Origin of the sequence: Roseivirga sp., assembly GCF_034669765.1 — a bacterium.
In the GTDB taxonomy this organism is placed as follows: Bacteria; Bacteroidota; Bacteroidia; order Cytophagales; family Cyclobacteriaceae; genus Roseivirga.
This window is the reverse complement of the sequence record NZ_JAXMOQ010000003.1, coordinates 392,623-412,345: the sequence shown is the minus strand read 5'-3', so window position 1 is coordinate 412,345 and position 19,723 is coordinate 392,623. Positions and strand designations below refer to the sequence as shown.

The window sequence follows — 19,723 nt, the reverse complement described above, 5'->3', positions numbered from 1 at the left end:
TAGTAATTCAGGAAATTGGAGAGAGGCGAATTTTTTGCTTAAAGTTTGCGCGAAAGAGAGAATCCGACCAGAGAAATCCCGCCTTGCCCGACATCCTCACCAGATGAGATTACATTGATTTCGTAGCCAAATCCGGCATACAGTCCAAAAGACATTTTGGAACTCAGGTTGAAATCGTAACCAGCCATAACGGTAGGTTGAAAAACAGTGATGGAAGTGGAGCCATTTCTATTCGGGTTATTGTCTCTCCAATCAATATTCATAAACCAGATACTGGACTTAAGTTCGTAATAAAAGCCACTGTGAATTGGTTTTAGATAATGTTTGAAACCCATATTCAAGCCCAAGCCACCACCTTCTTCATTGTCATGTTCTCCAAAATCTTGTCTTCTGGCCATGTTGTAGCCAATTCGGGCATTCAAAATATTCTGTTCATTTAAGGAGAAAGCAGTTTTTGCCAGAAACATCATTCCTGCTGGGTAGGCTTGAATTTCCAAACCATAGCCTTCAGCTTTTTGGGCTTTAGAAATAGAGAAACTAAAACACATGCTTAAGATTAGAGCAGTTTTGATTCTCATAGCGTGGTTTGGAAAGATTAAATAGAAACAAAAGTGAAGTTATAATTGGCAATGAAATTCCACAAAACCACAATACCAATCGCCATTAGTTTTGCCCAATAAAAATTCACCTTCCTTTTATTCACCAACAAGTAGATGATTAAGTTATTGATGATAAGGCCAATGATGGCAATTAGAATGTACTTTGAGAACTGCGTGACCGCGTCTGGATTGGTGTCTTGAAAAGTCCAAGTTTTGTTAAGTAAATAGTTGGAGGTGGCGGCAAATACAAAGCCGAGGCTATTGGCAAAGTATTTATTCAGACGCAATTTCTCCTTAACCAAAAAAGTGATGCAGAAGTCGATGGCGAGACCCGAAAGGCCTACTAAACTGAATTTTAAAAATTTAAGGCCTAATTCAAACATTAAGAATGGTGAGGTCTGATATTTTGGGTTAAGTCAAATACAAATATGCTGAACAATTTTCATAACGCGAAAACTTGTACTTTTGAACCTCGATTTAAACTTGACTATTGGAATGACTTCACTGGATACGCAACAGAACGGTAAACACGAACGGTTCTTTTTCTATTTTTTAATCCTTTGGACAATCGCTGGCCTAATACAGAACTACTTTACTGAAGTAAGTGGGGAGGAGGCCTATTACTGGTTGTTTTCTCAGTTTTTGGATTGGAGCTATCTAGATCATCCGCCAATGGTGGGCGTAGTGACAGCACCTGGTTATTGGCTTATCCCCAATGATATGGGTTTGAGAATGGGGATGTTGATTACCAATATTCTTACCATCATTGTACTACGCAGAACGCTGGAAATCAAGGATGATAAGCTTTTTGTATGGATGATGCTTGGTTTGTTACCCGTGCATTTGGGTGGGTTATTGGTGAAAACTGATGTACCTCTTTTGTTTTTTACAGCCACCTTCTTCTATTTCTATAAACAATATTTGAAAGAAGATAATTGGAAAACCGTAGTGCTACTTGCCTTGAACATTGCTTTGGTGATGATGAGCAAATACCATGGAGTGTTGGTTGTGTTCTTTACGGTGCTTTCCAATTTTGGACTTTTTAAGAAGAAATCGTTTTGGGCCATTGTTGGTTTAACCGTGGTGTTTATGCTGCCGCATACCTATTGGCAGTATATGCACGACTTCGCTAGTATTAAATTTCATCTTTACAATCGTATAGATTTAGGCTTTAGCTTCGGTACAATCCTTTATTATATCAGCATTCAGCCACTTGTGTTTGGGCCTTTAATTGGCGTCATGCTATTTGCTGCTGCCTATAAACATAAAACCGAATCTGCTTTTCACAGGGCCCTAAAGTTCAATATTGTTGGGGTGTTGATCTTCTTCTTGATTTCTGCTTTTAGGGTAGAAGTACACAAGCATTGGACCAGTGTAGTCATGATTCCACTTATTCTTTTAGGGCATGAATACATTACTAGTAGAGAAAATTGGAGAAAATGGATGATGAAACTATGCGTGATTTCATTGGTGCTTTTTATCCCCGCACGAATTTATTTGATGTATGATTTTCTTCCTTCAAAATGGACAGAGGGTTGGGATGTGCTTCATGGCTGGGACGGTTGGGCCGAAGAGGTTGAAGAGCTTTCAGGAGGTCTTCCGATTGTATTTATCAACCATTATGAGCGTGCATCACGGTATAGTTACCTAACGGGCGATATTGTGCATTGCTACAATACATTTGACTATAGAGAAACACAGCACGATTTATGGCCGCTGGAAGAGAACCTTCAGGGAAAAACCATTTTCTTAATTGATAGACATAACCGAAAAGGGGAGTATGAAACTTTCACTACCTCTATTGGCAAGGGAATTCATTACCGAGTAGTGGAGAATTTTAGATCGTTCCGAAATGTAAATGTTGAAGTTGACGGACTTGAAGACGATGAGTTTGCCTCTGGTGAAGAAGTGACCTTTAACATTACCATGAAAAACAACTATGACTATACGGTAGATTTTTCAGATGTCAATGGAAGGGCTGTTTACCTCAACGCACATATTCTGAAAGGGCTTAACCCCGTAACAACCGATATACTTGAAGCCTTAATAATAAGCCTTGCACCTGGCGAAGAATTAACCAAAACTGTAAAGGTAAAAATGCCAGATATAGAAGGGAAGTTCGACTTACGCTTTTCTATTCAGGTGGAAGGAATTGAAGCGCCAATTAACGGTAGAAAACAGCGGGTGATTGTTAAATAATCACCCCTGCTTTTAGTTTCCTCTAATAATAGTGCTTGATTTTGGATTGCCCTTTTTGTCGAAGCGTTTTTTAAGTCCGCTTTCTGTCATAATTATCACCAAGGCAATACCTACCACCATTACGCCTGATGTAATGAGTATTGAGGCTTCATCAGGAAGCATAATATAGGTAACCACTTGGGCGAGCAATGTTATGCCCGAAGACCAGAGCAGGAGATTGGCGCTATAAGCTTGTGCGAAATCCCAGGCTGCTTTGCTTCTTAATGAGGCTGGGGTTCTATAGCCCATTAAAGTGTTTGGATATTCACTGACGGCTAGCTTCATCAGTATTGCAGGGAGGATGACGGTAAAGGCTACTACTAGGTGTATGATGAGCAGTTCGGGTCCTTCCATTATTCTTCAGTTTTTGGTTTGTTTTTAAGTCTACCAGCGTCTTTCAACGCCTTATTGATTAACCATTCCAATTGTCCATTTGTACTACGAAATTCATCCGCAGCCCACTTTTCAACAGCACCCAATAACTCGGGGTCTAGTCGTAGTACAAATGGCTTTTTCTTTGACATAAGCTTTAATGTTTAGATCTTCCCAAGATGAGGTATGCACCGTTACTGTACGAAGTAACCACACGCCAACCTGAAGTTGCCATTGCGTTGAGCTTCTTTTCAAAGCTTTCCATTTTCTCGAATGCTCCTTTATATATGATTTTATATTCCATAGAATTAATGTTTTAGTGAATTAATGAGAGAATGAATTATGGTATCAATGAATGAATTAATGATTTAGTGTTCCTGTGTTTACTACTGGTGTTACGGCCCTATCAGAGCAAAGTACTACCATTAAGTTAGACACCATTGCGGCTTTCTTTTCTTCGTCTAATTCTACAATGCTTTTCGCATTTAGTTCGTCCAAGGCCATTTCTACCATTCCCACAGCACCTTCAACAATTTTCTGTCTGGCTGCTACTATTGCAGTGGCTTGTTGACGTTGCAACATGGCACTTGCAATTTCTTCGGCATAGGCCAAGTAACCGATTCTAGCTTCAATTACATTAATTCCAGCCATGGCCAATCGTTCGCGAAGCTCTTCCTCAAGGTCGTGATTAACCTCGTTCATACCACTTCTCAATGTGATTTCGCCATCATTGTCAAAATTGTCATAAGCATAGCTTCCCCCCAATTTACGTACTGCGGCATCTGACTGAACACGAACGAAATGTTCGTAATCATTTACTTCAAACATGGCTTTATAAGTGTTATTTACCTGCCAAACCAAGATCACCGAAATCATAATAGGGTTTCCGAGTTTGTCATTCACTTTTAGTCTTTCACTATCAAAATTATAAGCTCTGAGTGATACTTTCTTTTTTGAATAGAATGGATTGGCCCAGAAAAAGCCGTTTTTCTTAACGGTTCCGCGATAGTCGCCAAAGAATACCATTACACGTGATGAATTTGGGTTGATAATGAAAAAGCCCAAAAGCATGATGAAAAATACGATGAACAATAGTGCAAAAATTGGCATATGCGTAGTGACCAGCGCGGCTATGGTACCGAATAAAATCAGGAAGCTCAAAAGGAGCATGGGAAAACCCGATCTTGGTTCAAATGTTTTTTCTTCTTTCATGATGTTTGTGTTTTGAGTTGATTTAAAGTGATATCAATATAATATCAAAGTAACTCATTTTACGGAAGAACTGAAAAATAGGTTTGAAATATTTTTTCTAACTATTAGAAAGTGGCCTCTACTTCAATTTTTGGGCATAAAAAAAGTGGCAAAGGCCACTTTTAAAATCTTGATAGATAAAATATTTGTTACGCTTTCCTCTTTTTTATCACCAATACTACTAAGCCAATGACAAGAAATAATGGCCATAAACCTATGATCCACATGATTCCGTTGATAAGGCCTGCCCAGCCATTGGCCAAGGATTTTAGAATGCGTTGGCCAAAGTTGTCTTGATTTTCAGGCTCATAAACATAAGGTTTTACTTCATAAGCATTCAGCTGAATAGTGCTCATGTCAACTTGGCTGTTAAGGTATTTTAACCTTCCTTCTTGAGATTCAATTTCAGAGCGCACTTGGTTCAATTGCCTTTCAATGTTCAGCATGTCATTCACATTGTTGGCCTTTTTCAAAAGTTCCAAATAACGAGCTTCCAAAGCCTTTCTGTTCTTTAATCTGGTTTCAACATCGATAAACTGTTCAGTCACATCTTGCTGATTGAGTGCCTGATGTTCTACTTTTTTAGCGAATGATTTAAGCTCGTTGAAAAGCGTTTCAAACTGATCTTCTGGCACACGAACAGTAAAATAGGCATCTAACCTTCTGTCTGAATCATTTCGACTCTGATTGGTTACATTGGCCTTGTATTTATTCAGAAGCTCACTTAAGCTGGCTTCGAATTTCTCTAAACTTTCCACTTCCATGTTTAAGTTGGCTGTGGTAATAATTTTTGAGGTTTGGTCTTGCTCCGCGAAATTCGAGGTGGCCATCGCTCTGCCCGAATAACTATCGGCAGAAAGCTTCATGCTCTCGCTCCGAGGCGCTTGTTCTGCCACTTGCACTCCTGAATCATCAGGTGCTTGTCTGTTGTAGCCGCTGTTACTTGGGCCACAACTACTTAAAATAAGTATGGACATCAGTAAAAAAAGTGGTTTCTTCATGGCTGTATTCATGTTTAATGTTTCTAATCGTTCGAACCCGATGATTGCAATTACCAGACCAACCTTATTGCTCAACGAAAAACAGTGCAAAATTAATATTCAGCAAATGGTGGACAAAGCCAAACGTTTGAATGTGCAACTGGTTCCTCACTTTAAAACACATCAATCTGCCGAAATAGGTGAGTGGTTTAAGGCTTGTGGTATTGAAAGTATCACTGTTTCTTCCGTAAAGATGGCTGAATTTTTTGCTCGTTCAGGTTGGAAGAATATTACCATTGCTTTTCCTTTTAATGTGCATGAAATTCCAGCAATCAATAAGATGCTAGATCAACATGTCAACCTCACTCTTTTTGTGGTCAACACTGAGGTTGTTCATCGGTTGAATGAAGAATTGACTGCTCCAGCAAACCTATTTATCGAAATGGATGCGGGTTATGGAAGGTCTGGTGTTTCTACAGAAGACATCGCCAAAGTAAAGGAGTTGGTTGGATTGATTGAGGCAGGAAGTATGACGAATCTTTATGGTTTATATTGTCACCCAGGGAATACTTATCACACCAATTCGGTAGAAGAGATTAAAGGCATTTGGGCGGGAGTAATCAAAAACATACTGGCAGTGAAAACTACATTGGGTGTTGCGGGAGAATCATTGAGAATTAGAGTTGGAGATACACCTGGCTGCGTTTTGGTAGAAGATATGGAAGGGGTGGACGAAATTGGGCCTGGTAATTTTGTGTTCTACGATTTGGTCATGAACTATCTAGATGTTTGCGCTGAAAGTGACATTGCTGTGGCCATGGCCTGTCCTGTGGTGGCCAAGAATGAAAGTCGAAATGAAATCATTATTCATGGTGGAGCCGTTCACTTTTCAAAAGATCATCTCTTTGATTCGAATGAAGAGAAATTTTTTGGAGAGGTAGTCGTATTGGAAGAAGAGGGTTGGTCGCCCATTGTGGAGGGAATAAAGCTGGTGTCTCTTTCTCAAGAGCACGGAGTACTTAGGGCTTCTGCTGAAGTTTTTGAAGCCATTGAAGTAGGTGATGTATTGGGCGTACTTCCCATCCATTCCTGTCTTACCGCTAATCTAATGAAGTCATACACTACACTTAATGGTCAGGAAATTAAACATTTAGAAAGTTTTTAGGTCGATGCAACCATTGGGTCATTGGTATCGTCTTGTTTGTGAATCTGTTGGATAGCGGGCTCAGGTCAAACAACTCAAACAACAACCACATGCTTAAAAATTACCTCAAAATTGCATTCCGCAGTCTTCTGCGTGATAAATTCTTTTCATTTCTGAACATCACTGGACTTGCCATTGGCATTTCCTGCGTGCTGTTAATCATGACTTATGTAAACTACGAACAGAGTTTCGATAAGCACTTCGAAAACCAAGAACAGATTTACAGAGTCGTTATTGAAGGCCGTTTTAATGGTCGTGATTTCACTGGTTCTCAGAACCCGTCTCCAGCTGGCCCCACATTTAAGGAGCAAATTCCAGAAGTGGAAGAGCGCCTTCGATTTAGAAGTACGGGAGATTGGGTGGTACAGTATGGCGATAAAGTTTTCAATGAAGATGACTTGGTTTTTGCAGATGAGACTTTTTTTAAAGTGTTTTCTGTAAATCTTATTCAAGGTAACCCTGACGAAGCACTTTCAAGGCCAAACCATTTGGTATTGAACCAAACCCAAGCCGAAAAATATTTTGGGGAAGAAGACCCCATGGGTAAAGTGTTAAAACTGGATAATGACGAAGAATGGATTGTGAGTGGGGTATATGAAGATATTCCAGACAACAGTCACTTTCATTTCGATTTCATCCTCTCTTTTATTACCAGAGAAGGAGATTACAACAATCAAGAATGGCTGAGTCAGAATTTTGACACCTATTTGGTGATTAATAAAAATGCGGACCTCACTTCCGTTCAGGATAAAATTAACGAAATAGCAGTCCAGAAAATGGGGCTAGAGCTTCAGCAATACCTCAATATGAGCTTTGAACAGTTTAAAGCTGGAGGCAATAACTTCAATTACTTTTTACAGCCTTTAGCTGATATCCACTTGAGGTCAGATAATTATGGTGGTTTTGAACCTGAGGGTGATATTACCTATGTTTATATATTTACTTCGATTGCTATCTTCATTCTTGTAATTGCCTGTATCAATTTTATGAACCTATCTACTGCACGTTCTGCCAACAGAGCGAAAGAAGTAGGTGTAAGAAAAGTGTTAGGTTCTTTCAAATCTCAGTTAATAGGCCAATTTATTTCTGAATCCGTACTGATTACCTTTATAGCGGGTCTTTTAGGGCTTTCGTTGGCTGTAGTGGTTATTCCGTTCTTTAATGATTTCACTGATAGACAGATGGTTTTAGAGTTTCTTGCGAACCTACCAGTTGTGGCTATCGGGTCAGTTTTAGTTGGGTTTTTAGCGGGACTATACCCAGCATTTTTCCTTTCGGCTTTCAGTCCAGCAAAAGTATTAAAGGGAGATGTGAGCACTGGAGGGAAATCTGGCGGCTTGAGGAAAGCCTTGGTGAGCTTTCAGTTTTTCGTTTCTATACTACTAATCATTGCTACTTTCAGTATTCTCAACCAATTGAATTTTATTCAGAATAAGAAGTTAGGGTTTGAAAGAGATAGGGTTTTAGTGATCCACAATGCTTATATGTTAGGTGATAATTCTGATGCATTTAGAAATATGATTTTGCAGAATCCTGATGTAGAGCAAGCATCGTTTTCTAGTTACTTACCGACTTCGAGCAATCGTTCTTCTACTGTTTTTTTTCCTGATGGTGTAATTGATAAAGACAGAGGAATGGTTTGCCAAAACTGGAGAGTGGATGAAAATTATATCAATGTGTTTGGTATGAAGATGAAACAAGGAAGGTTCTTTTCTAAAGAATATGGAACGGATTCTACCGCTATGGTTATCAATGAAACTGCAGCTAAGGATTTTGGGATTGAAGAAATTGATGGCCGGATTGTGGGTACGTTTGGTGAAAATCCAGAAGTACTTGATCGCTATAATGTGATTGGAATTATTGAAGACTTCAATTTTGAAACTTTAAAAAGCGGAATTGAGCCTTTAATTATGCGCTTGGGTAAAACCACTGGCTATTTAAGCATTAAATTGAATAGCGAGAACGTCAGTTCTCAAGTGAAAGATGCCGAAGCTAAGTGGGATGAAATGGCTCCAGGACAACCTTTTGAATATTCATTTTTGGATGATCGCTTTACCAATATGTATACTGCCGAGAGTAAGTTGGGAGAGATTTTTACAGTTTTCGCAGCATTGGCCATCATAATTGCTTGTTTAGGTTTGTTTGGTTTGGCAGCCTTTACCGCGCAAAAGAAAACCAAAGAAGTAGGAATCAGAAAAGTGTTGGGAGCATCTGTAATCCAACTGATTTATTTAATGTCCAAAGAGATTTCAATTTTAGTGTTTATATCCTTTGTGCTTGCATCAGCTCTTGGGTATTGGGGTGTGAACTGGTGGATGCAAGATTTTACATATCGCCCTCCAATTAACTTATTGGCTTTTGTCTTGGCTGGGGTATCGGCTTTTGCAATTGCTTTATTAACCATGAGCTATCAGTCTATTAAAGTAGCAAGAGCTAACCCCGTGAAATCACTTCGAAGTGAATAAAAACTATCTAATTGATTATAAAGCAGTTCGTATACGGACTGCTTTTTTTATGTCCTTAATATAAGATCTTCGCTTGAAAATGGTTAGAATAGTGGCCGATAGCCTATCCAATGAAAAGTATTTTAAAACTTCCCATTATCATTTGGTGTCTCGTAACCTTGATTGTTTACGGAAGCGTATGGGTGTCTCCCGAAACTTTTAAGTATTCAGCCTTAATCTCATTGGGCATACCTTTTCTATTGATTATTAATTTGGTTTTCTTCCTTTTTATGTTGTTTACAAGGCCAAAAAGGGCAATCCTTCCGGCTTTACTTCTCATTATTGGATTATCATTTATCCAGTCCACCTTTTCTATAAGCAGAACCCAGAAGTCTTCTTCATCATTTCAGGTATTGAGTTACAACATGATGAGGATGAATAAAGGGAATGAGAAGGCCATGCTTGAATGGATTACGTCAAACACCGCTGATATTAAATTTTTTCAAGAGTTCTTGGGTAGATCGAGTGTGATCAATACGATATCTGAAAAGGGGGAATACAATAGTTTTGTAGGGGGGTATGCTAACAGCTATGCCATATTTTCGAAATACCCTATTCTAAATCGAGGTGTGTTTTATGAAAAGCAGACAACCAATAACATACTTTTTGCCGATTTAAAAATAGGTAAGGATACGTTGCGTGTTTACAATGTCCATCTACAGTCAATGGGGATCGATGTTGATCAGGAAGTAATTGATCAAGGGGAGTTTGAGAAAAAGTATGAAAAAGTGAGAAGGAAATTTCAGGATGGCTCAGTAAGAAGAGCTGCTCAAATTAATGATTTACTGGAACACGCAAAAGAATGCCGTTATCCAATTTTGATTGCTGGCGATTTTAATGATATACCTTATGGTTATAATTACTTTAAGGTTTCAAGAAAATTCAATAATGCCTTTGAGGATGCTGGTAATGGCTTCGGATTTACATATAATGGTAAATTACCCTTTCTTAGAATAGATAATCAGTTCTATAATAATCAATTGAAGGTGCTGGATTTCACCACACTTAATGAAATAGACTACTCAGATCACTTCCCAGTAGTAGGTATTTACTCAATAAGTTATTAATTTAGTAGCTTTTAAGTCAAGGTATGTCGTCAAATAAGGATTTTAAAAGGTCTTCTGATAAAGTAGTAGCTGGAGTTTGTGGAGGTCTTGCGGCATGGCTGGGCTGGGACGTGAGTCTTGTCAGAGTTCTATACGTTTTGGCCACAATTTTTACAGCATTTTCGGGACTTTTAGTTTATATAATTTTGTGGGTTGTATTGCCACAAGAATAACAAGCGTGTGTACTTAACAATATTTCTATGTCAATAAAAAGAATAAGAAGCTTTCTGTTAGCAGTATGTGCTACAGCCGTTTTAGTGGGTTGTAATTTTGAATATTTCGCAGATGCAGAACTCAATGATTTCGTTTGGACGCCTTCCTTGGCGATCCCTATAGGTGAACTATCCTATACTGTAGAGGATTTGTTTAGTGAGTTAAGTGGTGCAGGAGTAGATATTGGGCAAAACTCGGAGGATGTAGTTATGCTTACGTATGAGGCGCAGCTGCAATCTCAAACAGCAACTGGCTTTCTTACACTAGCGGATCAAACCTTTGCTCAAGAGGTAGATGCAGGACTCAATATTAATGCTACGGGCTTTGGTGCTCAGTTCAATTTTAATGAAGTATATGAGTTTGATTTGGCGGCAACTCAAAATGAGGCATTTGATAGCGTGAGGTTTAGTGGAGGTAGTATCGATATAGTGCTGAACTCTGAAATTGATGCTGAAGTAGACTTTACACTTACATTAAGTTCATTAGTCAATAGTGATACTCATTTGCCCTTGGTAGTATCCGGGACACTCACACCCGGAAACGCAAATGTAAACTTAAGTGATGCCTTAAGTAAGTATGTGGGTGATTTTTCGAAGGATAAGAACGGTAATGAAGTAAGGAATAAAATAGTTGTTAAACTGGATTATCAGGTGAGAGTTTCAGGCAGTTCCGTTATTCGGGCAACAGATGGGGTTAGTTTTTCTATGTCATTGGTCAGTCCAAAATTTGATTTGGTGTATGGCTTTATTGGATCACGTAATCTTGATATAAACTTTGAACTTTTGAACCTTGACTTTTTTGATTCCTTTAAAGAAGGATCAATCAGTTTCGCAGAGCCAAGCTTCAACTTTGTTTTTGATAATAGCTTTGGGTTTCCTCTCGGGATTAATTTTAACCAGATTGCAGCAATTACCCAAAAGGGTCAAATTATCCCGCTAACTGGGAGTGCAGCTACAACACCCGGGATTGTTAATGGACCTCTAGTAGGGGCAGTCGGGACTAGCGTAAATACGGTACTGAAGTTGAACTCAACAAATTCCAACATCCCCGAATTGATCAGTTCAATGCCGAAAAAAGTAATTATAGAAGTGAATACTGAAACGAACCCCGCTAGTGCACCCGCCCAATATAATTTTATTGGAGCTAGTAATGAATTAAGTATTGGCGTGTTGCTAGAAATGCCAATGATTGTCAATATCAATGGTTTAATTTCTCGTCAGAATGTTGCTTTTGATATTGCTGGTGACCTAGAACAAGCCAAGAAATTGACCTTAAGGTTGATAGCTGAAAATGAGCTACCACTTGGAGGTGAGATTGAGTTGGTTTTTAAAGATGTAAATGATGACGCGGTGTTTACGGTCAGTCAAAGAGCTTTATTTGAAGGCGCCCCAGTGGGGGGGGATGGAAGAACAACTGGCCCAACCACTAATATTGTAGATATTAATTTTCTAGATGCCGATATTCGACTTCTAGAAAATGCGACAAGTATTGATGTAGTTACAAGACTCACTACGACAGACGCATCTTCGAATCTGGCCGTGAAGTTCTTTTCGGACTATAGCCTAAAAATAAAATTAGCTGCTCAAGCGGATATTGAATTAAACACTAAGAACTGATGAAAGCCATGAAAAAACTTCTACTAACCACAGCTCTTTTAGTATTTACTATTCAGTTTTCGTACTCACAGGCATACTTTTCGTATTTTCAGTTGAGAGAATTGGTTCCTCAAACACAAAGCTTACAACCGGCTTTTATCCCTAAGGGAACTTTTACATTTGGATTACCTACTGCGGGTTTTTTAGCACAATCTGATTTCAAGTTGAGAGATTTGATTTCTAAACAAAGTGGTGACGTCAATTTTGAAGTTAACTTTGATGTAATGCTAGCGGCTTCTGCAGAGATCAATACAATAAGTACAGATGTAACCGCTAATCTTTTCCATGTCGGATATAAAACAAAGAATGGAGGGTATAGCCTTTTTGCTAACGCCAGAGCCTCTATAGATTTAAGATATGGGAAAGACCTAATGGAGTTCTTAGCCAATGGTAACTCCAATCGCATTGGCGCTGAAATTAATCTTTCAGACACCAGAATATTTGCAAATACGTATCATGAGATTGGTATAGGTCATGCACATAAATTCTTAGAAGATAGGTTAACTGTAGGCGCAAGGGTCAAGGTGATCACTGGCTTATTTCATGCATCAACTGCTGAGGGAGCAAGTGGGACTTTGTATACTAACGAGATAGACAATAGTTGGCGAATATCTCTTCAAAATGCAACAGTAAATACTGCAGGATTAGACTTATTGATGAATAGTGATGACTACGAGAGTAATGCTGCATCAAGTTATGCCATGAGTAATCAGAACAAAACGGTTGCCTTCGATTTGGGTGCTAAATTCAAGGTGTTGGATTGGCTTACTGTTGAGGCGGCAATGAATGATATTGGCACTATTAACTGGAAAGAGCAGGTAAGGAATTATAATACTGCCGACACAACTGTTACCATTAGTGGTATACAATTAAGGGGGCTTGAGAACTCTTCAGATTCGTTTAAAGACAGTATTCAGAATAAGTTTAGGTCTAACGAAACTCAGAAGGAATTTAGTACCAGTTTACCAATGAAAACCTATTTGGCAGCATCACTTTTTCTAACACCAAGAGATAAGTTTACCGTGATAGCTTTCAATAATCATGTGTTTAAAGAGATAGATCCATCTTTTGCACTTGCATATAACCATACCGTAAATAAATTCACTTTTGGAGTTTTGGGCAGTTATAGAGGACCTCAAAATGAAGTTAACCTCGGGTTGAATCTTGCTACTGATATTGGGCCAATGCAACTTTATCTCGCGACAGACAATATGTTGATTTCTAACAAGCCAGAGCAGTATTCTAAAATGGATTTTCGTTTTGGACTGAATCTTATGTTTGGTTACAAAAAGTGGAGTTCTAAATCGGATGCTGTTGATTTAGACTCACTCTAATTCTTAATGGGTCGGGCGAGTAGGGATTAAAAACCTTGCATCAAACTTCGAATTGATCTTTAAAATGGCTTATTTTGAAGATCAATTCTTCATTCGAAAAAGTGCATATTTATGAAGCAGTACCACGACCTAATGAAACACATTCTGGAAAACGGAGTGGGCAAAGGAGATAGAACAGGAACTGGTACAAAGAGTGTTTTTGGCTATCAAATGCGTTTTGATTTATCAGAGGGTTTTCCTGTGGTTACTACCAAGAAGCTTCATCTGAGGTCTATCATTCATGAGTTGCTTTGGTTTCTTCAAGGAGATACTAATATTAAATATCTGAAAGATAACGGAGTTTCTATTTGGGATGACTGGGCAGATGAAAATGGTGATTTAGGCCCCGTTTACGGATATCAGTGGAGGAACTGGCCTGCCAGAGACGGTGGTACTATTGATCAAATCTCTAAGCTGATAGATCAAATTAAGAAAAACCCCAACTCCAGACGATTAATGGTGAGTGCCTGGAATGTGGCCGATGTAGATAATATGGCACTTCCCCCTTGCCATGCTTTGTTTCAATTCTACGTAGCAGACGGGAAATTATCTTGTCAGCTCTATCAACGTAGTGCAGATGTGTTCTTGGGTGTTCCGTTTAATATAGCGTCTTATGCCTTATTGGTATTGATGGTGGCTCAGGTTTGTGATTTAGAGCCTGGAGAGTTTATTCACACATTTGGCGATGCTCATCTTTACAACAATCACCTTGAGCAAACAGAACTTCAATTATCAAGAGATTTTCGTCCATTGCCTACAATGAAGATCAACCCTGAGGTGAAGAATATTTTTGATTTCAAGTTTGAAGATTTTGAGTTGGTTGGGTATGATCCGCACCCACATATTAAAGGTGCTGTAGCAGTTTAAGTACTTTCCTGAGCTTTTCTTTTGGGTTCAGATACCTCTTATTTTCGAAAGAAGTGAAATAACGAATTCCACTGGCGTTAGAACTGAATACTGAGTCTGCCAGAGTAAGTCTTTCTGGCTTGTACATCACTTCATTTACTTTCAATGTTTCTAAAATAAGTCTTCTCATTACTCCTTCTACACAGCCACTCTGAAGTGATGGAGTAAATATTTCATTAGCTTCTATCCAGAACAGATTTGAGCTGTGGGTCTCTGATAAATTTCCTTGGTCATCCAATAAAATAATTTCATCTAACTTTTTTTGGCGCATTTCTATTCCTGCGAGCACATAAGGCAAGGCACTCATGGTCTTGGCAAAAGAGATCGCGTTATGGCTGGTCTTTGATGAGGTAGAAATGCCGATAGACCCTCCTTGTCCAAAAGCGGGCGTTGTAGTTTCTGCTACCTGTAACAGAAAAGAATAGGAAGAAAGTTGTGGAGAATAAAGTCCTCCGTCTTCCCTCCAAATTTGAAGTCTAGCCCTTGTGTCTCCATTAAGTTGATTAATGTCAGCGAGTTGTGAAGTCATTTCTCTTAAATTTTGATTCGAAAATTGTGGAGAGTCAAGATCTAATACTTTACATGCCCGTGTTAATCTTTCTAAGTGAAAATCAGTCAAATTAATTCGGTGGGGACCTGTAACAATTGTTTCGAACAGGCCGTCTCCATAGCAGAACGCTCTGTTTTTAGTATTGAGCACTTGGCTATCAATTTCTATGAGTCGGGAATTAAATATCGCTTTCATGTATTCTATAAACCACTTAAACAGATTGCGAATTCAAGTAGGGGATTATTCTCTAATTTTGAAAGCAGAATAAATTTAGGTTATGGCTGAACAAAGTAGTGTATTTGATATGATTGGTCCTGTAATGATAGGCCCTTCGAGCTCACATACCGCTGGAGTGGTTAGAATTGGCAGAGTGGCAAGAAAGATTTTGGGCTGCAAGCCTGAAACTGCTGAAATTACTTTTTACAATTCTTTTGCTAGAACTTACGAGGGGCATGGAAGTGATAGGGCTATTGTTGCTGGGCTTCTAGACTTTAAGACAGATGACGCTAGAATTAAAACGTCATTTGACGAAGCAGAGAGGGCGGGATTTACTTACAGCTTTAGATCGGTTGGTAACTCGCTTACAATGCACCCGAATACAGTTAAAATAAGAGTGACTGCCAAAGAAGAAACAATTGAGGTGGTTGGTGAAAGTAGAGGGGGAGGAGTGATTAAAATAGTAAGTGTAAATGGGTTTTCGACTGGCTTTAATGCCAATCTACACACTTTGATTATAACAGCAGAGGATAGAAGAGGAGCCATAGCGTTTATAGCGAATATTTTAGCGAACTCTGAATGCAATATTGCACATATGTCGGTGAATAGAAAAGGAAAGTCGGATATGGCTTGTCACTGTATTGAAGCAGATTCGGGATTAGATAAAATTACAATTGAATATTTAAACCATTTAAGTTGGGTCAAAAAGGTCATTTATATACCCGATATAGATTTTTAAAAAGCAATCAAACATGATTTGGAAAAGAAAAATTTACCTGAGTCTTACAGGACTCTTTATGCTGCTTGCGTCCTATGGTCAGCAAAATAACTGGACGCTGGAAGAATGCATTAATTATGCATGGCAAAATAACCTTACAGTTCGTTCTAGTGAACTGAACAAGTTGAACAGCGAAATATCGTTGAAGGAATCAAAATTTGCCCTTCTACCTAGTTTAAGTGCTGGGGGAAATTTAGGGAAGTCTTTTGGTAGAACTATTGACCCTGTAACGAACGGCTTTATCAGTACTAGCTTTGTGAGTAGTGGTTTATCAGCTAGTACATCGGTTACATTGTTTAATGGAGGGGCATTAAGAAACTCTATTAGAAGAAATGAGCTTAACCTTGACGCAAGTGAGTTCGATCTTCAGAAAGCTAAGAATGACATTGGTGTAACAGTAGCAACCAATTTCCTAAATGTTTTATTGGGCAGAGAGCAGTTGAAGAATTCTCAGTTTCAATTAGAGTCTTCTCAAGCTCAACTTGAAAGGACAAAAAAATTGGTGAATGCAGGATCACTTCCTATGACAAACCAATTGGATTTGGAGTCTCAAGTTGCAACAAACGAAGTGTCAGTAGTGAATGCTGAAAACAGTCTTCGCGCTGCCTCTCTTAATTTAAAACAAGCGATGCAAATGCCTGCGGATGAATCTTTGGAAGTAGTTGCTCCAGAAGTTTCTGTAGATCAACTCGGTTTTATTTCTCAAAGCCCAAGTGAGATTTACAATATCGCAATGGGTGTGCAGCCAGAAATACAAAGTGCTGAGCTAGGAGTGAAAACTAGTGAAATAGGAGTGGATATTGCTAAGAGTGCTTTTTTGCCAACTGTAAGTTTAAGTGGTAGTGTATCAACTAACCATTCTGGAAGGGCCAGGCAGTTAATAGGTACCCAGCAAACTACTGTGCCTGCTCAGAACATTGGTTTTGTGGAAGGTACCAACCAATCTGTTTTCTCAAATCCAAGTCAACAAACTATACCCGTTTATGCAGAGAACTATGGCGTATTCAATCAGTATGATGACAACCTAGGTCAGTCAGTTTCTCTCCGGTTAAATGTCCCAATTTTCAGTAGGTACTCTAACAGTGCTAACCTTCAGAGGGCGCAAATCACTAAGCAACGTGCAGAGATCACCTCAATGAACACAAGAAATCAACTGAGGCAAAGTATAGAGTCAGCTTACAACAGTGCTTTAGCAGCATTAAATACATACAATGCAACACTTAAGCGAGTAACAGCTTTAGAGGAGTCGTTCAGAGCTACTGAACAACGGTTTAATGTAGGTGACGTAAACAACCTTGATTATCAAATTGCGAGCAATAACTTATTTTCTGCAAGAGCAGATTTAATTCGAAACAAATACGAGTACATTTTTAGAACAAAGATTTTAGATTTCTATTTAGGGAACCCAATTACACTACAATAACATGGCTAAGAAAAAGAAAGGATCAAATAAACTAATCTATATACTGTTAGTAGCGGTAGTACTGATTTTAGTAGTTGCCGTGGTTGGCAAACAAGCGGGCTTTATAGGCCAGCCTAAAACGTTAAAAGTTCAGATGGCATCTGCCAAAAAAGCTACTATTATAGAGAAAGTAACTGCCTCTGGTGTAGTTCAGCCCGTAACGGAAATCAAACTTAGCCCAGATGTGGCAGGAGAGATTATTGAATTGAATGTTGAAGAAGGAGATTTTGTAACCGAAGGAATGATTTTGGTTAAAATTAGACCTGACAACTTACAATCTGCATTAGAAAGAGCGAGAGCAAACCTGAATCAGCAAAAGGCCAATTTGGCGTCTAGCATTGCTCAGGTAGCAAGAAACGAAGCGCAATTGCTTCAGTCTAAACAAGCCTTTGAGCGTTCTGAGCAATTAAGAAAAGAGAATGTAATCTCTGAATCTGATTTTGAAACCGCCAAGGCTAATTATGAAGTAGCTAAAAAGAACTTAGATGCCGCTAAAGAAAGTGTTAACGCTTCTGAGTATGTAATTAAGTCAAGTCAAGCTACCGTAGAGGAGGCAGAAGAGAATGTAAGACTTACTGTGGTAAGAGCACCATCTTCTGGAACTGTATCGAAACTAGATGTTGAAAAAGGAGAACGTGTTGTAGGGACTCAGCAAATGGCGGGTACTGAAATGATGCGTATCGCGGATTTAACTATGATGGAAGTTAGAGTTGATGTAAACGAAAACGATATCATTAGAGTAACTCAAGGCGACACGGCCATCATTGATGTTGATTCATACAGCTCAATGGATAAAGAGTTCAGAGGGATAGTAACTTCAATTGCTAATACGGCAAATGCTAAATCATCGGCAGATGCAGTAACTGAATTCGAAGTGAAAATCAGGATATTGAATGAGTCATTTGCAGACTTACTTTCTGAGATTAAAAGTGCTTCTCCATTCAGACCAGGGATGACTGCCAGTGTTGAAATTATTACCAACACAAAATCGGGAGTTCTTTCTGTGCCATTGTCAGCTGTGACTACTAGGAATCCAAATGCCAAAGTGACTGAGGGTCAAACCACAGGAACTACTACTGTAGCGACTACTAATGCTGCATCAAAGGATGAAACCAAAGAAGTAGTGTTCATCGATGAAGGTGGAAAAGCAAAAATGGTTGTAGTGAGAACTGGCATCAGTGATTACGACAATATTGAAGTATTGGAAGGCTTGAAAGAAGGTGATGTTGTAGTTTCTGGCCCATTCTTGGTGGTTTCTAAAACCATTAAAGAAGGTGACTTAATTGAAAAGACTGCGGCTAAGAACTTCGGTGCTACCTCTAATAACTAAGATGAACTTAATGGCTTAAGAGCCATTTGAAAGTATATAATCTCCTTGCCACTAGTTAACTACTAGCAAGGAGATTTTTTTATTTGAAGACACTTTGTTTTCAATAAAAAAAAGTAAAGGTGGCAGCTCCGAGACTTCGGAGCGAACCTACGACCTCTCCATTAGAATATTTGAAGGTCTAAAAACAAAAAAGCCTCTGATTTCTCAGAAGCTTTTGTTGTCGGGGTGGCAGCTCCGAGACTTCGGAGCGAACCTACGACCTCTCCATTAGAATACTTGAAGGTCTAAAAACAAAAAAGCCTCTGATTTCTCAGAAGCTTTTGTTGTCGGGGTGGCAGGATTCGAACCTACGACCTCCTCGTCCCAAACGAGGCGCGATACCGGGCTACGCTACACCCCGAACTTTAATTTTGAGGGAGTTCGGTTCCCAATTTCTTTCAGTCTTTATTCAATATATCAAGACTGTTTTAGTTTGCTTTTTGAGACCGTTGTCCCAATTGCGAGTGCAAATATAGGGATAATTTTTATTAGGCAATACCTCTGGTTAAATTTTTATTCAGCAACAATGAAATTGTTTTGTAAGAGACTTTTAGGAGTTGTAGTTTATAGAAATATTGGGTTTAGGTATTAGTAAATACTAAGAAAAAACTCGGAGAACGCTAATATATCTGACAACCAATTAGATACATGAATCAATGAATATGGCAGTTAATCAAAGGTTTGTTCCAGTAAGGTTTAGGTTCTTTTAATCTTTAAGTATTACTTGTGAAAACCGTTTTGTATACAGGGTTACACTAATTCTGTCTACCTAGTCTATTTATAATAATTCTAAATAGGTAAGAGCGATAATTTATGTCCGTAAATAGCTGTCAATGAATTAAATATGTGGTTTTTAAATCTGTTTCGACCACTCATGTACTATCTAAACTTTAGTTTGAAATAAGGCATTCCGGTACTACCTTTGTCTCGATTTTACGTGATGAGAC

Annotated in this window: 19 protein-coding genes and 1 tRNA gene; 11 read left to right on the top strand and 9 right to left on the bottom strand. The window is 38.8% G+C overall.

Features of this window, described 5'->3' with window-relative positions; genetic code table 11:
* Positions 1-38 precede the first annotated feature (38 nt).
* Together VOI17_RS07980 and VOI17_RS07975 are read right to left on the bottom strand one after the other, a co-directional pair.
* Positions 39-578: a hypothetical protein gene (locus VOI17_RS07980; RefSeq protein WP_323756720.1), complete on the bottom strand. Its 540-nt coding sequence runs from the start codon at positions 576-578 to the stop codon at positions 39-41.
* A gap of 17 nt (positions 579-595) precedes the next feature.
* A complete protein-coding gene (locus tag VOI17_RS07975; protein WP_323756719.1) occupies positions 596-982 on the bottom strand; it encodes a GtrA family protein in 387 nt (128 codons plus the stop codon).
* An 82-nt stretch (positions 983-1,064) separates the two neighbouring features.
* Between VOI17_RS07975 and VOI17_RS07970 the strand changes: the two genes are divergently transcribed.
* Positions 1,065-2,798, top strand: coding sequence for an ArnT family glycosyltransferase (locus VOI17_RS07970; protein ID WP_323756718.1), 1,734 nt, complete (start codon positions 1,065-1,067; stop codon positions 2,796-2,798).
* A gap of 12 nt (positions 2,799-2,810) precedes the next feature.
* Here VOI17_RS07970 and VOI17_RS07965 read toward each other — a convergent pair whose 3' ends face one another.
* The 5 genes from VOI17_RS07965 to VOI17_RS07945 all read right to left on the bottom strand — a co-directional run bounded on the left by VOI17_RS07965 (position 2,811) and on the right by VOI17_RS07945 (position 5,461).
* Positions 2,811-3,191, bottom strand: a complete 381-nt coding sequence (locus tag VOI17_RS07965; protein ID WP_323756717.1) for an SdpI family protein — start codon at positions 3,189-3,191, stop codon at positions 2,811-2,813.
* Entirely contained in the window at positions 3,191-3,361 is a 171-nt protein-coding gene (locus VOI17_RS07960) for an Arc family DNA binding domain-containing protein (RefSeq protein WP_323756716.1), read from the bottom strand. Before VOI17_RS07960 ends, VOI17_RS07965 begins: the two co-directional genes overlap by 1 nt.
* A 5-nt stretch (positions 3,362-3,366) precedes the next feature.
* Positions 3,367-3,513, bottom strand: coding sequence for a hypothetical protein (locus VOI17_RS07955; RefSeq protein WP_323756715.1), 147 nt, complete (start codon positions 3,511-3,513; stop codon positions 3,367-3,369).
* 56 nt (positions 3,514-3,569) lie between these two features.
* Positions 3,570-4,421 carry an SPFH domain-containing protein gene (locus VOI17_RS07950; protein WP_323756714.1) on the bottom strand — a complete coding sequence of 284 codons (852 nt, stop codon included), beginning with the start codon at positions 4,419-4,421 and terminating at the stop codon, positions 3,570-3,572.
* 188 nt (positions 4,422-4,609) lie between these two features.
* Positions 4,610-5,461, bottom strand: coding sequence for a DUF4349 domain-containing protein (locus VOI17_RS07945; RefSeq protein WP_323756713.1), 852 nt, complete (start codon positions 5,459-5,461; stop codon positions 4,610-4,612).
* Between VOI17_RS07945 and VOI17_RS07940 the strand changes: the two genes are divergently transcribed.
* The 7 genes from VOI17_RS07940 to VOI17_RS07910 all read left to right on the top strand — a co-directional run bounded on the left by VOI17_RS07940 (position 5,430) and on the right by VOI17_RS07910 (position 14,362).
* Positions 5,430-6,605: an alanine racemase gene (locus tag VOI17_RS07940; protein ID WP_323756712.1), complete on the top strand. Its 1,176-nt coding sequence runs from the start codon at positions 5,430-5,432 to the stop codon at positions 6,603-6,605. The two genes, VOI17_RS07945 and VOI17_RS07940, sit on opposite strands and share 32 nt — an antisense overlap.
* Positions 6,606-6,694: 89 nt before the next feature.
* Positions 6,695-9,109 carry an ABC transporter permease gene (locus VOI17_RS07935; protein WP_323756711.1) on the top strand — a complete coding sequence of 805 codons (2,415 nt, stop codon included), beginning with the start codon at positions 6,695-6,697 and terminating at the stop codon, positions 9,107-9,109.
* A gap of 110 nt (positions 9,110-9,219) precedes the next feature.
* Positions 9,220-10,215, top strand: a complete 996-nt coding sequence (locus tag VOI17_RS07930; RefSeq protein WP_323756710.1) for an endonuclease/exonuclease/phosphatase family protein — start codon at positions 9,220-9,222, stop codon at positions 10,213-10,215.
* 23 nt (positions 10,216-10,238) lie between these two features.
* Entirely contained in the window at positions 10,239-10,427 is a 189-nt protein-coding gene (locus tag VOI17_RS07925) for a PspC domain-containing protein (RefSeq protein WP_323756709.1), read from the top strand.
* 27 nt (positions 10,428-10,454) lie between these two features.
* The gene (locus tag VOI17_RS07920; RefSeq protein ID WP_323756708.1) at positions 10,455-12,083 is read left to right on the top strand and encodes a hypothetical protein; all 1,629 of its coding nucleotides are present in this window, start codon (positions 10,455-10,457) and stop codon (positions 12,081-12,083) included.
* The gene (locus VOI17_RS07915; RefSeq protein ID WP_323756707.1) at positions 12,083-13,456 is read left to right on the top strand and encodes a DUF5723 family protein; all 1,374 of its coding nucleotides are present in this window, start codon (positions 12,083-12,085) and stop codon (positions 13,454-13,456) included. Before VOI17_RS07920 ends, VOI17_RS07915 begins: the two co-directional genes overlap by 1 nt.
* A gap of 111 nt (positions 13,457-13,567) precedes the next feature.
* On the top strand, positions 13,568-14,362 hold the full coding sequence (locus VOI17_RS07910) for a thymidylate synthase (RefSeq protein ID WP_323756706.1): 795 nt from the start codon (positions 13,568-13,570) through the stop codon (positions 14,360-14,362).
* Here VOI17_RS07910 and VOI17_RS07905 read toward each other — a convergent pair.
* Positions 14,340-15,146: an aminotransferase class IV gene (locus VOI17_RS07905; protein ID WP_323756705.1), complete on the bottom strand. Its 807-nt coding sequence runs from the start codon at positions 15,144-15,146 to the stop codon at positions 14,340-14,342. The genes VOI17_RS07910 and VOI17_RS07905 overlap by 23 nt on opposite strands.
* Positions 15,147-15,228: 82 nt before the next feature.
* Between VOI17_RS07905 and sdaAB the strand changes: the two genes are divergently transcribed.
* From sdaAB to VOI17_RS07890, 3 genes are read left to right on the top strand one after another with little or no spacing between them, the layout of a single operon-like run.
* Positions 15,229-15,906 carry an L-serine ammonia-lyase, iron-sulfur-dependent subunit beta gene (gene sdaAB, locus VOI17_RS07900; protein ID WP_323756704.1) on the top strand — a complete coding sequence of 226 codons (678 nt, stop codon included), beginning with the start codon at positions 15,229-15,231 and terminating at the stop codon, positions 15,904-15,906.
* A gap of 13 nt (positions 15,907-15,919) precedes the next feature.
* The gene (locus VOI17_RS07895; protein WP_323756703.1) at positions 15,920-17,368 is read left to right on the top strand and encodes a TolC family protein; all 1,449 of its coding nucleotides are present in this window, start codon (positions 15,920-15,922) and stop codon (positions 17,366-17,368) included.
* Position 17,369: 1 nt separating this feature from the next.
* Positions 17,370-18,737 (top strand): efflux RND transporter periplasmic adaptor subunit, encoded by a 1,368-nt coding sequence (locus VOI17_RS07890; RefSeq protein ID WP_323756702.1) that lies wholly within the window; start codon positions 17,370-17,372, stop codon positions 18,735-18,737.
* A gap of 326 nt (positions 18,738-19,063) precedes the next feature.
* Here the strand turns inward: VOI17_RS07890 and VOI17_RS07885 are convergent.
* Positions 19,064-19,137 (bottom strand) — tRNA-Pro (locus VOI17_RS07885).
* Between the last annotated feature and the right edge of the window lie 586 nt (positions 19,138-19,723).

Coding starts and splice junctions, on each gene's coding strand:
- VOI17_RS07960 (WP_323756716.1), bottom strand. CDS start 3,361: ATGTCAAAGAAAAAGCCATTTGTACTACGACTAGACCCCGAGTTATTG.
- sdaAB (WP_323756704.1), top strand. CDS start 15,229: ATGGCTGAACAAAGTAGTGTATTTGATATGATTGGTCCTGTAATGATA.
- VOI17_RS07910 (WP_323756706.1), top strand. CDS start 13,568: ATGAAGCAGTACCACGACCTAATGAAACACATTCTGGAAAACGGAGTG.
- VOI17_RS07890 (WP_323756702.1), top strand. CDS start 17,370: ATGGCTAAGAAAAAGAAAGGATCAAATAAACTAATCTATATACTGTTA.
- VOI17_RS07925 (WP_323756709.1), top strand. CDS start 10,239: ATGTCGTCAAATAAGGATTTTAAAAGGTCTTCTGATAAAGTAGTAGCT.
- VOI17_RS07935 (WP_323756711.1), top strand. CDS start 6,695: ATGCTTAAAAATTACCTCAAAATTGCATTCCGCAGTCTTCTGCGTGAT.
- VOI17_RS07965 (WP_323756717.1), bottom strand. CDS start 3,191: ATGGAAGGACCCGAACTGCTCATCATACACCTAGTAGTAGCCTTTACC.
- VOI17_RS07940 (WP_323756712.1), top strand. CDS start 5,430: ATGGACATCAGTAAAAAAAGTGGTTTCTTCATGGCTGTATTCATGTTT.
- VOI17_RS07915 (WP_323756707.1), top strand. CDS start 12,083: ATGAAAGCCATGAAAAAACTTCTACTAACCACAGCTCTTTTAGTATTT.
- VOI17_RS07950 (WP_323756714.1), bottom strand. CDS start 4,421: ATGAAAGAAGAAAAAACATTTGAACCAAGATCGGGTTTTCCCATGCTC.
- VOI17_RS07920 (WP_323756708.1), top strand. CDS start 10,455: ATGTCAATAAAAAGAATAAGAAGCTTTCTGTTAGCAGTATGTGCTACA.
- VOI17_RS07975 (WP_323756719.1), bottom strand. CDS start 982: ATGTTTGAATTAGGCCTTAAATTTTTAAAATTCAGTTTAGTAGGCCTT.
- VOI17_RS07955 (WP_323756715.1), bottom strand. CDS start 3,513: ATGGAATATAAAATCATATATAAAGGAGCATTCGAGAAAATGGAAAGC.
- VOI17_RS07905 (WP_323756705.1), bottom strand. CDS start 15,146: ATGAAAGCGATATTTAATTCCCGACTCATAGAAATTGATAGCCAAGTG.
- VOI17_RS07945 (WP_323756713.1), bottom strand. CDS start 5,461: ATGAAGAAACCACTTTTTTTACTGATGTCCATACTTATTTTAAGTAGT.
- VOI17_RS07895 (WP_323756703.1), top strand. CDS start 15,920: ATGATTTGGAAAAGAAAAATTTACCTGAGTCTTACAGGACTCTTTATG.
- VOI17_RS07980 (WP_323756720.1), bottom strand. CDS start 578: ATGAGAATCAAAACTGCTCTAATCTTAAGCATGTGTTTTAGTTTCTCT.
- VOI17_RS07930 (WP_323756710.1), top strand. CDS start 9,220: ATGAAAAGTATTTTAAAACTTCCCATTATCATTTGGTGTCTCGTAACC.